The organism is Streptomyces sp. NPDC051243 (assembly GCF_044455405.1).
GTDB lineage: Bacteria > Actinomycetota > Actinomycetes > Streptomycetales > Streptomycetaceae > Streptomyces.
Genome location: NZ_JBITES010000013.1, coordinates 223,873 through 237,100, shown reverse-complemented (window position 1 = coordinate 237,100; position 13,228 = coordinate 223,873). Strand labels below are relative to the sequence as shown.

Genomic DNA, 13,228 nt, shown 5'->3' with positions numbered 1-13,228 from the left:
CGGCCATGCGCCCAACGACTCGATCAAGTGGGCGTCGAGGTCGGAAACCAACCTCCCGGCGCCACGATGTGAGATCGGTGCGGCCCCCGGCCCTCGCCGATCGGCAAGCGGAAGCCCTCTGAGATCAGGCCGCCTTTGCGAAGACAAGCACCTCCGTGGAGGCGACGCCCATGGGCGCGAGGAAGCTGGCCTCCAGGTTGCAGCCGAGGGTCGCGAAGAGGTCCACGCATGTCCGGCGAGGTATGGCGGCTGGGTAGGAGTCGTGCCCCGCGCCGCCCTGCGTCGCCCAGGCGCGTACCGCGGCCGGATCCAGGCAGGCCTCTGTCATCACGTCGAAGACGATCCGACCACCGGGTCGCGTGACCCGTGCCATCTCGAAAAAGTAGCGGGAGGCGCACAGGAAGGTCACGGTGTTGAAGACCTTATGGGCCTGAACGAGGTCAATGCTGCCGTCGGCTGTCGGGGCGAGACTGCTTCCTGCAGTCGGCCGGGCGACCACGCCGAATGTGTCCACCAGATAGTCGGCCCAGGACGCTGCCGTCTCGTAGACCTCGTAGCGCTCTGGTGAACACTCCTTCAGCGTCTTCTCCAGATACCGGCCCGACCCAGGCCCGATCTCCAGCACCCTGTCCGGTTCGGCGGCGAAGACCCCGAGAGCGCCCAGCTCATCGATGGTGAACTGGGTTGCGCCAGGCGTCCCGTTCATGACCTCGTCGATGTAGTCACCGACCGACAGACCGGCCGCCCGTGCAGCCCGCATCGTCGCCTCGAACGGCAGGAAGTCATCGACGCCACCCAGGTTGTTGGTGCTGCGCACGATGTCGAACCCAGCACGTCCCAAGAGCCCCTTGACACCCGACTTGAACAGGGACGTTCCCCTGCCTACTGCCCTCATCAGACATACCCCCCCAGGTCGTCTCCAGCCTCAGCATAGGATCACGGATCGCAGACGCGCAGGGAGACAGCGAATCCGCCCCAGTAAGACCGCTTGTCGATCCTCAGCGGTCGGCGCCGGAGGTTCGGCCGGCAAAGTCCGCCACCCGACGCCGCGCCCCCCGCGCCCCCCGCGCCCCCCGCGCCCGGCCATATTCCGGCCCCACAGAGCTGACGACAAGTAAACTTGCTCTCCGCGTACGAGCTGTCAAGCGGGCCCCAGCCCAGCGAGTGATGACGGAGGGTTAAATTCCCATCTGGCCGACGTGGGAAATTTCTGGTGGCCGCCGTCAGGCCGCTCCTCAAACCCTCGTGATTGTCGCTTCGCCTCACGCCCGGGGTGGTAACCCACCGGCTGCTGGGCACGATTGCCTCTATGGATCCGGGGTTGGCGGCGGTATTCGGTGCAGCTGTGGGTGTCATCGGCTCGGCACTGACGGGTGCCTTGACCTGGGCAGCATCGCGTGCCCAGATGAGAACCCAGTTGCAGGCGGACCATCTCCGCTGGAAACGAGAGGTGCGCCGGGAGACCTACCTGGGACTGCTCAACTCCGTGCGTGCCGCGCGAGGTGCGCTGGCAGCCTCCTTGGATGAATTGAACGTCAGCCTTGAAGACGGGCAGCGGAGCACGGCCGAGGCATGGCGAGTCCTGGCACCGGTGGAGAGTGCCGCCGCGGCGGTCCAGCTCGAAGGCCCAACTGAGATGGCGGCGCCGGCAACCGACCTGGCAAAGGCGCTCTTCTCAGTGTTCAAAGCGGCGTATCCCTGGCGCGAGGGCAGTGCCCTCGACGATCCAGATCTGATCGCGGCCTATCGGAGAGCCTGCAGCGCTTTCGAATCCGTAGAGAAGGGGTTCGTTGCATCAGCACAGCGGTGTCTGGACATCGGTGCTGGTTAGCCCGATGTCCACTCAGAGAATGATGTGGGCGAGGGTTAGCCTGCGTCTGCGTCCTGTGCTCGGGAAGCCCGGGTGCTAGCGACCCGGTAAGGACTCGGTGCCGGTTTCGATGATGTACCCGCCGAACGTGAGGCGGTCGATGATGGCCGCTCAGAGCCGTGGATCGGTGAACGTCCGGGTCCACCCGCCGAATGACTCGATGGAGGCGATGGCGACGCTGCTCTTCTCCTCGCGTTCGGTCAGCACCTGGAACAGCAGCTCAGCACCCCTGTGGTCCAGCTCATGCAGCCGAGTTCATCGATGCAGAGGAGATCGACACGTCCATAGCGGGCGATGGTCTTGGTCAGGATCTTCTCGTCCGCGGCCTCGACCAGCTCGTTGACCAGCTTGGTGGCGAGTGTATAGCGGACCCGGAAGCCGGCCATGGCGGCCTCGGTGCCGAGCGCTATCAGCAGGTGGGACTTGCCGGTGCCCGAGTCGCCAATCAGGCAGAGCGGCAGGCCCTTCTTGACCCATTCACAGGTCGCCAGAGTATGGATGACCGCGGCGTCGACGTTCCCGTTGGACTTGAAGTCGAAGCCCCGCAGCGACTTCTCCCGCGGGAACTGCGCCGCTTGGAGCGTTCTTCGGAGCGTCGCCGGGCCCGGTCGTCGCACTCGGCCATCAGCAGTTCGGCGAGGAACCCGCGTTAGGACATCTGATCCCGGGCGGCAGCTTCGGCCAGTTCGGGGAACTGGGCCCTGATGGTGGGCAGCCGGAGCATGCAGCATGCCTGGTCGACGGCGGCGGTCGCGGCCTGTTCGGTCAGCCCGCGGTGGCGTTTGAGCGTCACGGCATCTCTCCCTGAATGGCGGGGCGGTCGGCCATCTGCCTGGTTCTCAGCAACTGGTCGTAGGCCGCGACCGAGGGCAGCGGCCGGGTGTCGGGCGGCAGATGGGTCAGCCGCCGTTCGGTCAGCGAGGTCACGATCGTCCGTTCTGGCTCCGCGGGGACGACAGGGGCCGCGACTTCGTCGGCTTCGGCCGCCTTGCGTGCCTCCAGGGCTACCGCGTCCGCGGTCAGCGCGCCCGCTCTGAGCGCGAAGACGAGCCCGGCGACCAGGTGTTCGTGGGGGACGTGACGGCCCATCAGCAGGACCTCAATCAGGGCCCGGGTGCCATCCCGCTCGCCGTGGGCGGCCTTCGCCGCCTCCCACCAGGCGTCGTGGACCGGCGTGAACTTCCCTGCGGAACACGCCTGTTCGAGGGCGGTCGCCCCGGGGAACGCTTCGGGCTTGCGGACCAGGGCCTCCAGGTAGTGGTCAAGATCCAGCCGGATCCTCCCCTTGGCGATCAGCCGTTCATGACGGGCGACTTCCTGCTGGCCTCGTAGACCACCAGCTCGGAGGCGCCCGGACCGTCCGGCCGATCAGCCGCACCGGCACCGAGTAGCGGTTGGTGCGGACACTGATCTGGCTGAAGCGGTCCACCCGCGGGCTGAACAGCCGCCCGGTCTCGAAGGGCTCGTCCGGTAACGGCTGCAGCAGCGGCCGTTCGACGCGGCCGTTCGACGGCGAAGTACTCGCTCACCGGCCGCGGTCGGGAGCCGATCCGGCGCCGTTCGTCCTCCTCATCCCACTGCTCGATCTTCGCGTTGAGCTCGGCGAGGGAGGCGACCTCGGAGACAGTGACCATGTGGTTGGGGCGGAACCAGCCGATCTGTCCCTCGACCCCGCCCTTCTCGTGGTCTCCCTCGATGCCGGGCAGGCCATACCCGGCATCGATGCCGTAGTGCGACCGGAACGCGGTCCACCGTTCGTTCTCCGCGCGGGAGCGCGAGCTCAGCACCCGGGAGACAGCGAAGCGGAGGTTGTCGTAGCGGACCTTGCCGGTCGGGACGCCGCCCAGCACGCTGAGAGCGTGAACGTGGCCTTCGAGGAACGCCTCCTGGCCGCAGGAGGCGAAGACGCGGTGCACGGCCTAGCCCGCTTACGACAGGCACATCGCGAACACTAAGCGGGTGACCTGCTCTCCGGCCAGGCGTACCTTCACGTCGCCGAAGTCCACCTCCGCCTCGGCCCCCGGCCGGTGGGACTGCGGAATGAACGCGTGCACCACTCCGCGGCCGGCCTCGACGGCGATCTGGGGAATCCGATCGGCGACATAGGCCCGGACCATCGGATAGGTCACCGCCTCCGCCCCGTGCTCGTCCAGGAGCCGGTCGAACATCCGCTTGACGGTGTGACGCTGCTTTCGCGGCGCGTCCAGATCCGCCCGGAGCATCTCGTCGATCAGCGGCTTGTAGGCATCCAGGCGGGTCCCGCGCGACCGCGGCTTCTTGCGCGGCTCCGGCCAGACCGACTCCAGCGCGGCGTTGACGGTGCGGAATCCGACTCCGTGTTCACGCATCAAGGCCCGGTACGACATCCCTGCCCGGGCGTCACGGCGGATCGCCGCGTACAAGTCGACCTTGGACTTCGGTGGCGCCATCGCAGCCTCATCCCGCAGAGCACGTCCATGCTCCCACCGCAAGCCCTCAGGCGTTGCCGGAACTCACAGACATCGCCCTCCGGCGAAACGAGGCGTTCTCGGCCCTGAGCGACAAGTGGTGTCGGATCCCGTCGACGAAACCATGCCAGGGACACTCCGTCGCACGCTCCGCGCCGAGGGCGCGGCGGCCTTGGCGGTGAGAGACAAGAGAGCGGGCGCAACTGACCTACGCGGAGACGATCACCATGCTGTCGAGGGGCCGAGGGCAGCTCCAACCTGCCGGGCGGACCGTCCAGGTGCGCTCGACGGCCCTCGCGCGTCGTCCTGGTGCGGCCGCATGCGGGCACCGGGCCAACCGCCGGTGGTGCCGGACTCGTTGTCGCAGCGGGCAGGAGCATCCCGCCAGACACCGCGGTCTTCGCCGTCAGCGGTTCGAGCGACGCGCCATAGGCCCCGGGCTCGCACGGCATCACGGCCGGGTGCGGGAGCGGCCCGGGGGGCGCATGCGCGACCGCGGGGGGGCGCCGGAGTACGCCCGTCTGATGCGTCACGTTCCGGGAACGGCGTATCAGAAGGCCAGCCGCATAGCTGACGCTGCACAACCGGTCCCCCTCCCGTCAGGCCGCCGACGGCCCCCAACCGCTTGGAGAGCACCTGGATCCGCCCCTGGGCAACTGCCCTGCGGTCTAGGCTGGGAGCGATCAGCACGGTCGTGTTGGAGAGGACACCGTCATGGGGGATCAGCCGGCTGACGGCATTCCAGTGGTGCGCGTCGAGACGGTCGAGGTGGACGCCCGGGGATCGCGGCAGATCGGGAGCAGGGCTCGTCTGGCAGCACCGCTCAGTGAGCGCTCGGGCGAGGTGCAGGAGGCGATTCTCCAGGCGGCGGCCATCGCCCAGGACTCGTTGTCCCAGGCGCCCGATCGGCATGGCTGGTCCGTCACCAGCATGCAGGTGGTCTTCGGCGTGACACTGGCGGCAGAGGCCGGGGTGATCCTCTCAAAGGCTTCTGCCGAGGCCTCCTTCGAGGTGACGCTCACCGTCGAGCGGAGCACCAGTGCGCCATGAGTGAGCAGGAGTACTGGGTGCGGATCCGTGAGGGTGACCGGTGTCTGGGTGCAGGCTTTCTGATCACGCGGGCGTATGTGGTCACGGCCCTGCACTGTCTGCGCTGGCGCTCACCGGGCAATTTGCGCTTCGACCTCCAATTACCCGATGGGCGAAGCGTTTTGGGGCGTCTGCGTGAGGAGATCAAGGACGCGGACCTCGCGCTGATCGCCGTCGAGGATGCCGAGACTCACGGCCTCCCGGCCGCGTCTCCGACGGACTGGCCACGTCCGGAGGTGGGTTGGCGTGGTACCTACTGCCCGCCGGGTGAGGGCACTCGGCTGAGCGGCCGCGTGACGCACGAGCCCGTCGACTACGACAGCGCGGCCGGTGGAGTGTTCAAGGCGGTTCAGTTGACCGTGGATCAGCAACTGGGCACCTACGACGGCTACTCCGGCAGCCCCGTGGACACCAAGCCTGGCGAGCAGGCCGGGCAACCGTCGCACGAGGGACAGGCCGAGCGGCCTGTGGTGGGCATCTTGATGGAGGAAAGGCTCGACCGGGCGGACTCTTCCAAGGTGAGCAACGTACTCATCGCCGCGTCGGTGCTCCATGCCGTGCACCGCTTCAGACAGTTCAGCGTCGGCTACCTGGAGCATCAGGTATGCGTTCCCGAGCAGCGTCGGGATGACCGAGTGCCGGAGCAGGCGGACGAGGATCGCACTGCGCAGAATCTGACCAGCACCGACCTGCATCTTCGGCAACTGCAGAAGTGGGAGGAAGAGGGCGTTCTCTCGCAGGCGGAAGCCGCGGAGGAACGCCGCTGGGCTCTGCGGGATCTACGTCGGCGCCTTGCGGGAGGGGCTGCTGATGACTGAAGGATCCGCAGCCCCATGGCAGGAACGGATCGCTATCGCCCAGGATGCCGTTCGCGGCAAGCCGGAAGCTCTCGCAGCACTTCAGCAGGTACTGGATGAACTCCCCCAGCAGGAAGGCGTCCTCAGCACCCCTGCCTCGGCCGGTCATTTCGCTCACTTCCTGGCACTGCTGCGTGACTTGGACATGAGTTCGGCGTACGAGAACACATTGGATGTCGCCCGGCAGTGGGTCGAGGCCCGGCGGGTGCCGGGGCAGCACCGGTGCCTCGTGCACAACAGGCTCGCTACCGTCTTCGGTGAGAACGGAGACAGGGCCGCCGCCCGCATGGCGATGGACGCCGCACTGCAAAGCGCTCAGAGCCCATTGGACGAGGCATACACCTTCGCGCACTACGGGGTCCTTGAGGCCCACCACGGTGACTGGCCGCGGGCCGTTGCGTTTGCCCGGCAGGCCCAGCACCGCACTCACGGCACCGACAGAGCCGATGCCTGGCTCGAAGTACGGATGCGCATCGCCTCCGTACTGTTCCTGGCAGCCTGCGAGGACGCCGACCATCTCGCCGCACGCGAGCATGCCCAGTCCCTCAAGTTCCTGTGCCAGCGGCAGATCAACCGTTGGGGACCCCAGCATCCCCGGGCACTCGAGGCCCTGGTGACCATGGCTTCTGCCCGTCACGAGATTGCCAGAATCGACGGCGATCTGACGAGCATGGACCGCCTCACCGACGTCCTGGCCGTCGCGGCCCAGCGGACCTCGACCGAACTCGGGGCTCGGCACCCTCAGGCCAAGTCAGTGCGAGAACTGCTGCAGCGCGTCCATGCGGCCACCGAGTAGGCGCGTGCGACACAGGCCGCCCCAGCCGAGTTCACGCCGCCTACGCGGCCGTCGACGCGCCGTCGGCCGGATGCTGAATCCGCGGCGGGATCGGACGTGAGAGGGGCCGTCCTCGAACTCATGGTCCGCGGATTCGGGGGCGCTTCACCCGAGGAGATGCTGGACGATCCCCGCCCGGTGCTGGTTACCGGTGATGACCGGGCCGCCATCTACCGGCGGGCCGACGACGTCGGCGCGGAGGCGTATCCCGATCACGCTCGCTGGCCGGTTCTGGAGGCGTACGTGTGGTGCACGCGCAGGTATGAACGCCTGGCCCGCGCTCTGTGGCTGCTGTTGCTCCCTTTCACTCTGATCAATCTCGCGCACTGGATGCGCCCTGCGTCCAGGGGCCACGAGCGCACGGTCCGTCTGTACGGTCTGCTCGTACGGCTGGCAGCCCTCTCCTTGACGGTGCTCCTGGTAGCTGCCTGCTGTGAGGTCACGCTCGACTTGGCGGCCTGGCAGTGTGCGGCCAGCCGTGTGTGCGTGCAGGAACACTCTTGGCTGGAGTCCCTCTCGCCAGGGAGGTCCGGCACCAGTTGGTGGGGGCAGCCGGGCCGCCGCCTCGCTCTGGCCGCTCTGGCGCCCGCCGCGCTCATCGCACTGCTGTGGTGGCTGTCCTATCGCACATGGAGCGCGTACGAGAGCCAGCGCCCGGTACGAGGCGAAACCGATACGGAGTTCGAGGACTCGGCGCTGTGCCGGCCCGGTTTCTGGTACGGGCGCCGTCTGGTTGCCCGGCTGCGTGCTGCGCATGTCGCTGCCGGCTTCCTGACGGTCGCGGGGGCCGTCGGTGCCCCCGCGGAGCGCTACGACCGTGTGCCGGGCGGTCCCGCTGCGCTTGGGGCACTGGGCTGGGTCTTCCTTGCTGCTCTGGGGTCGGGAGCGGTAGTCGTGATCTGGGTGGTCTGCCGCCGCGGCCGCAGCGAGAGCCAGCCGGACCAGCGGGTCGACAGGCTCCTGGTGCGCTGCCTGCCCGCAGGCGCTCTGGGTCTGCTTTTCCTGACGGTGCTGTATGCGGCCTGGTCACGCCCTGACTGGCATTCCGCCGGGCGGATGCCCGGCGGCGCGGTCTTCGGCGGGATCGCCCTCGTCCAGTGCACGCTCGTTCTCGCTCTCGGCGCGATCGGGCGTCAGCTGCACCGCGCCCAGCCTGACCCGCGGACCGCGATGCGCGGCATGGCCGGCTCTGCTCTGGCTCTCCTCTCCTGTGCGCTCGGCGCCGTGCTCTGCGCCGGCTTCGCCCAGTGTGTCGGCGGCTGGTTGGACAGCGATGGTGGATCGATCGCCGGCCCGCCCGTCCTGTTGGCCTGGCAGTCGTCGGCGGTTCTTCCGCTGCTGGTCCTCCTCCTGGCCCTGTCGGCCCGGCTGGCCTGGCGCATCCGGCTGCTCAGGCGCCTGGAGATGCGTAAGGTGGCGGGCGACTATCCGGGCGAGTCCAGGGACCCAGTCCGTACCCGCCGCATCGCCAGCAAGCGGGTACGCGCCAGGCTCATCGACGTCGCGCCGCTGGCCATGGGCGTCACCGCCGTCGGATCACTGGCCCTGTGCGCCGCAGCCCTGGTCGGCGCGGTGGCGACGGGCAAGACGCCGGGCGGGGCCGCGCAAGGGTTGTCCGGCCTCGCGCGGAACGCTGTTGAGGCCTCGCTGGCGGTCGGCTCGTGGATGACGGTTCTCGGTCTCCTCCTGTTTGTCGCCTTGGGCTTCCTCGCCTACGAGACACCCGCCTCGCACCGCGCCATGGGCATCCTGGGGGACATCGGTGCGTTCTGGCCCCGCGCCGCACATCCGCTCGCGCCGCCGTGCTATGCCGAACGCGCTGTGCCCGACCTGGCCTGGCGCATGACGACCTGGGCCCGTTCCACGGATGGCCGTCTGGTCCTGTCCGCGCATGCCCAGGGCAGCGTCCTGGCGGCGGCCGCCATCTGGCAGCTCAGCCCGCTCCTGCAGGCCCGGGTCGCGCTGCAGACTTACGGCTCGCCCCTCGAGCGGATCTACGGGCGATGGTTCCCCGCCTACTTCGGCACACCTGCTCTCACCTTGCTGCATCACAGCATCGAGGGCTGGCGCAACCTGTACCGCCTGACCGATCCCATCGGCGGTCCCATCGGCCTTCCCTCCGACCAGGGGCCCCTAGTGGACCGTGAGCCCCTCATGGATCCCCTCAGGCACGGACGTACAGCGGATCATCCGCTGCCTACCCCGATCCTCGGCAACGCCAACTACCAGGCGGATCCAGCATTCTCGGAGGAGGAGCAACGGCTCTTGGCACGTTTACGGCCCGCAGTGACACCCACGCCCGCCTCCTCGCCTCTGGCGCCATCCCAGAGCAGTGGGGTGAGCGCTGAGCATCCGCGGCCACCCACGCGACCCGCTTGAGCGCCAAGGCAAGGAGGGCACTTCATCAGACCGTTTGAACGCACTCACGCGGCTGTGCCGCACCCTGAGCAACGCCCCACCATCCCTGGGCGACACCTGCGACAAAGGGCTGCGCGCGCTGCTCCCCGATACCCCCGCCGATGACGTCGCCCTGCTCCTCGCCCGCCCCCAGACACTCGACGCCTCTCACGTCGCCACCTGGGACCTGCCCTCGGACCCGGCCGTGGTGGCCCGCGCGCGCCAACTCGCCACCGACCGACTCGCCTCTTGGGAACTGGACGAGACATCGTTCATCACCGAACTGGTGGTCAGCGAACTCGTCAACGCGTCGTCGAGGTCGGCGAGCACGACCGGCGAGTCGTCGGTGTCCCAGGTGGGGATCGCCTCGGCCAGGGCCTTGTTGTAGTCGGTGGTGCGCTGGGGCAGATGGGGGTTGGCGTCGCCGAGGGTGGTGCGGTGCGGGACGTTGGCCAGCACGATCTCCACGTTGGGGTTGGCGGCCCGGGCGGTGTCGACGAAGTCCTTCATGGTGTCGACCAGGCCGGCGCCGGCGCCGAGCCACCCCTACTGCACGTCCCGGTCGTTGGGGTCTTCGGGCACCTCGGCGGTGCTGCCGGGGTAGTACAGAATCCCGTCGCCGTTGGTGTACTCCTCCCGCAGGCTGGACAGATCGGTGGCGGCCCACGCGGCGTGGGTGCCGGCCTCTGGGCCGCCCACGGGCGCTGGTGGCCGTCCGTGTGCGGGCTGCTCATCAGGGGGAGCGTGCCGTCGAGGTGCTCGCTGGACCATGTGCCGCCTTCGGGCACGTAGGAGTAGAAGTGGCTGTGGGACACGGTGATGGCGGACTTGAGCGCGCCGTGTTCGTCGCCGCCGCGCTCTACGACCACGAGCACGCCCTCGGCGTCGTTCTCGTGCTCGGTGAGGTCCTCCTGGGGGTTGTCGAGCGCCGCGTCCGCCCAGTCACGCGGGTGGAAGAACGTGTAGAGCAGATACCAGTAGTCCTCGGTCTCGACCACCGAGTAGTAGACGTTCGCCGCCGGCGGGGACTCGGTGATGTTCTCCCAGTTGTTGCGGCCGTTGAGGTCGCCGTCGAAGTCGTAGGCGGCGAGATAGTCGGACGTGCCGCCCTCCGAGGTCTCACCGCTGGTGTCGACGTCCTGGAAGTGCACCGTCGCCCACCGGTGGGCGACGGCTTGCCGCTGGGCGGCAGTGGACGCCACCGCCTCGGCGGGTCGGACGATGCCCAGGCACATGGACACCGCCAGGACGGCTGAGGCGATCGCCACGCCCAGAGGTCTGCGTCGGGCGGGCGGCACACGATCAGGGGTTGTCGCCACTGTTCCTCCGGGATTCTCTCTGACAGAGGTCACCGCCGGGCCGGGGACAGGTCACCGCCGGGCCGGGGACAGCTCACCGGCTCTCGGTCCATGAACGGGCGGGCCACTGAACGCGGCCCGCGTGGACAGGGGTTCACAACGTCGTCCGGTTGTTCGTGGGGTGCCGGTCCTGGGGAGACAGGACCGGCCGCAAAGGTGACCGGCAGACCGGTGAGGGATCCTGCATCCCGGTTTCCGTGAGCGGAACCCCCACCCGGTGTGATCCGCGCGCCCGCGGGCATGGACGATCACCACCACAGCCAAAGCACCCCCAAGAGCCCTGCAGCGTCCCGGGCACTGCCCACCCCGCAGCGAGCCCGTGCTGGAGCGGGCCTTGCGCCCGCCGGCCTGCTTCGGGCCGGACACCCCGGTGTTATCGCTGATCGCCCGAAGTGCTGTCGGTGGGGTCGTCTGCGGATCGGCTGCTTCCCTGCGTGGTGGCGGTGTGCCCGGTCAGCCGCTCCCAGTTGCCGGACCCGATGGCGGCCTTTTCCTCCTCGGTGAACGGTGCTTGCTCCAGGAACGACCGGGCGACTGAGCGGCTGGTGTCGAGGAAGGGGAAGCCGCCGGGCCGCGTTCCGAAGGTGTAGGGGTAGTCGGTGGAGTACAGCATCCGCTCGGTTCCGACGACCTCAGCCGTCCACCGCAGGTAGCGCTCGCTGACTGTGCCGCTGCCCGCCACCCAGAAGTTCTGGCGGAAGTAGTCGGCCAGAGGTCGCTCCAGCTTCGCCATGTCCTGCAGGACACCGATGTGGTCAAGGTAGAACAGGACGACCTCGCCCCAGTGCCCCGCGATCACCTGCAGTCCAGGGTGGCGGTCGAACACCCCGGAGAAGATCATCCTCAGGTACTGCACGCCCAGGTCGTAGTACCAGCCCAGGCCGGCGGTCGCGAGCGCGCGGCCGACTCCGTTGGGCAGATCCGAGTAGTACGCCTCTTGGACCGCGTTCACAGGGGTCTGCGGGTGGAAGTGCAGGGGTACCCGGAGCCGTTCGGCGGTGGCGTAGAGGTCGTCGAACTCCGGCGCGTCGGCCGGCTTGTCACCGGTGCGCCCGTACAGCATCGCGCCGCGGAAGCCGAGTCGGGTGACCGCGCGCTCCAACTCCGCGGCGGCGGCTTCGGGTGCCGGCGTCGGGACGGCCGCGAGCGCCTGGAATCGGTCCGGGTGGGCGTCGACGACTTCGGCGAGCGCGTCGTTCGCCTCGCGCGCCACGCTCACGGCGTCCGCCGCGGTCAGGTTCTGCACGCCGGGTGTGGCCAGCGACAGTACGGCGATGTCGACGCCTTGATCGTCCATGTCGGCCAGGCGGCGGTCGCCGACGTCGCGCAGCCGCTGCGCTATCGGCTCGTCGCCGTAGCCGAGTTGCGGGACCTGCGGCACGCCTGCCCGCGTCCAGGCATCGAGCAGGACCGGCAGGACCACGTGCTCCTCGAGGCCTACGATGCGCAGCTTCTCAGGCATAGTGCGCTCCTCTTCTCTCGCTGTTTCCAGTGATACGCACATCACGATAACATCGATAGCATCATTGGAAGCAAGTGAGCGTTATCATTGATTCATGTCTGAGGGAGCGAAGAACGAGGCCATTCCCGTCGCCGCGTCGGAGACCGCAGCCGACGTCCGTGAGGTCACCCGGCAGCGGGTGGTTGAGGCAGCGGCGGACCTGCTCGCGCGCGAGGGCCGCGACGCGGTGACCACCCGGGCGGTCGCGGCGGCCGCCGGGACTCAGCCCCCTGCGATCTATCGCTTGTTCGGGGACAAGGACGGGCTCCTCGAGGCGGTGTTGGAGCACGGCCACGCCACCTTCCTCGCGGCAAAGCACAGGAACACCCGCCCTCAGGACCCGGTAGAAGATCTGCGTGCGGGCTGGGACCTCGCCGTCGAGTTCGGGCTCGCCAACCCCGAGCTGTACGCGCTGATGTACAGCGACCCCCGACGCGGCACGGCATCGGCTGCCTTCCAGGCCGGCATGGAGATCCTGCTGGGGCGCATCCGCCGCCTCGCCGCCGGCGGCTGGCTCCGCGTCGACGAGAAGCTCGCAGCTGCTCTCATCCACGCGACCGCGCGCGGCGCCGTGCTCACCTGGCTGTCGCTGCCTGAGGACCAACGCGACCCGGCCCTGCTCACCACCCTGCGCGAATCCATGGTCGCCGCCGTCACCCACGAAAGACCCGTGGTGCAGGACGCGGGCCTCGCCGACGCCGTCCGAACCTTGCAGGCCCTCCTGCCCGGCCAGACGACGCTCAGCAGCGCGGAACAACACCTCCTCAGCGAATGGCTCGACCGCCTCGCCGCGGACGGCTCCGAGGGGGGAGCGGAGGAACACGCGTCGTGATGTTCGCTGGTGCCCCTGCCCTGCATGCCACCGCCCCGGAAC

General features: G+C 68.7%; 10 protein-coding genes and 2 pseudogenes. 6 read left to right on the top strand and 6 right to left on the bottom strand.

Features of this window, described 5'->3' with window-relative positions:
• Positions 1-124: 124 nt before the first annotated feature.
• Positions 125-895, bottom strand: coding sequence for a methyltransferase domain-containing protein (locus ACIBAG_RS31665; RefSeq protein WP_399109747.1), 771 nt, complete (start codon positions 893-895; stop codon positions 125-127).
• Positions 896-1,309: 414 nt separating this feature from the next.
• On the opposite strand from ACIBAG_RS31665, the gene ACIBAG_RS31660 reads away from it, so the two are divergent.
• Positions 1,310-1,831 (top strand): hypothetical protein, encoded by a 522-nt coding sequence (locus tag ACIBAG_RS31660; RefSeq protein ID WP_399109745.1) that lies wholly within the window; start codon positions 1,310-1,312, stop codon positions 1,829-1,831.
• A 35-nt stretch (positions 1,832-1,866) separates the two neighbouring features.
• Here the strand turns inward: ACIBAG_RS31660 and istB are convergent.
• Positions 1,867-2,663 (bottom strand): annotated as a pseudogene (gene istB / locus ACIBAG_RS31655) (IS21-like element helper ATPase IstB).
• A pseudogene (istA, locus tag ACIBAG_RS31650) lies at positions 2,660-4,299 on the bottom strand (IS21 family transposase). The pseudogenes istB and istA overlap by 4 nt, the downstream one beginning before the upstream one ends.
• A 732-nt stretch (positions 4,300-5,031) precedes the next feature.
• Here istA and ACIBAG_RS31645 point away from each other — a divergent pair.
• The 4 genes from ACIBAG_RS31645 to ACIBAG_RS31630 all read left to right on the top strand — a co-directional run bounded on the left by ACIBAG_RS31645 (position 5,032) and on the right by ACIBAG_RS31630 (position 9,477).
• On the top strand, positions 5,032-5,367 hold the full coding sequence (locus ACIBAG_RS31645; RefSeq protein WP_399109743.1) for a CU044_2847 family protein: 336 nt from the start codon (positions 5,032-5,034) through the stop codon (positions 5,365-5,367).
• Positions 5,364-6,224 (top strand): serine protease, encoded by an 861-nt coding sequence (locus tag ACIBAG_RS31640; protein ID WP_399109742.1) that lies wholly within the window; start codon positions 5,364-5,366, stop codon positions 6,222-6,224. The genes ACIBAG_RS31645 and ACIBAG_RS31640 overlap by 4 nt, the downstream gene beginning before the upstream one ends.
• Positions 6,217-7,059 carry a hypothetical protein gene (locus ACIBAG_RS31635; RefSeq protein ID WP_399109741.1) on the top strand — a complete coding sequence of 281 codons (843 nt, stop codon included), beginning with the start codon at positions 6,217-6,219 and terminating at the stop codon, positions 7,057-7,059. The genes ACIBAG_RS31640 and ACIBAG_RS31635 overlap by 8 nt, the downstream gene beginning before the upstream one ends.
• A 156-nt stretch (positions 7,060-7,215) precedes the next feature.
• Positions 7,216-9,477: a hypothetical protein gene (locus ACIBAG_RS31630; RefSeq protein ID WP_399109740.1), complete on the top strand. Its 2,262-nt coding sequence runs from the start codon at positions 7,216-7,218 to the stop codon at positions 9,475-9,477.
• Positions 9,478-9,663: 186 nt separating this feature from the next.
• On the opposite strand, the gene ACIBAG_RS31625 is transcribed toward ACIBAG_RS31630, so the two are convergent.
• The 3 genes from ACIBAG_RS31625 to ACIBAG_RS31615 all read right to left on the bottom strand — a co-directional run bounded on the left by ACIBAG_RS31625 (position 9,664) and on the right by ACIBAG_RS31615 (position 12,315).
• On the bottom strand, positions 9,664-10,005 hold the full coding sequence (locus ACIBAG_RS31625) for a hypothetical protein (protein WP_399109738.1): 342 nt from the start codon (positions 10,003-10,005) through the stop codon (positions 9,664-9,666).
• Complete coding sequence (locus tag ACIBAG_RS31620; protein ID WP_399109736.1) at positions 10,002-10,763, bottom strand: hypothetical protein; 762 nt, start codon at positions 10,761-10,763, stop codon at positions 10,002-10,004. The genes ACIBAG_RS31625 and ACIBAG_RS31620 overlap by 4 nt, the downstream gene beginning before the upstream one ends.
• Positions 10,764-11,226: 463 nt before the next feature.
• Complete coding sequence (locus tag ACIBAG_RS31615) at positions 11,227-12,315, bottom strand: amidohydrolase family protein (RefSeq protein ID WP_399109734.1); 1,089 nt, start codon at positions 12,313-12,315, stop codon at positions 11,227-11,229.
• A gap of 94 nt (positions 12,316-12,409) precedes the next feature.
• Here ACIBAG_RS31615 and ACIBAG_RS31610 point away from each other — a divergent pair, with 94 nt between their 5' ends.
• Complete coding sequence (locus tag ACIBAG_RS31610; RefSeq protein WP_399109732.1) at positions 12,410-13,186, top strand: TetR/AcrR family transcriptional regulator; 777 nt, start codon at positions 12,410-12,412, stop codon at positions 13,184-13,186.
• Positions 13,187-13,228: the final 42 nt, after the last annotated feature.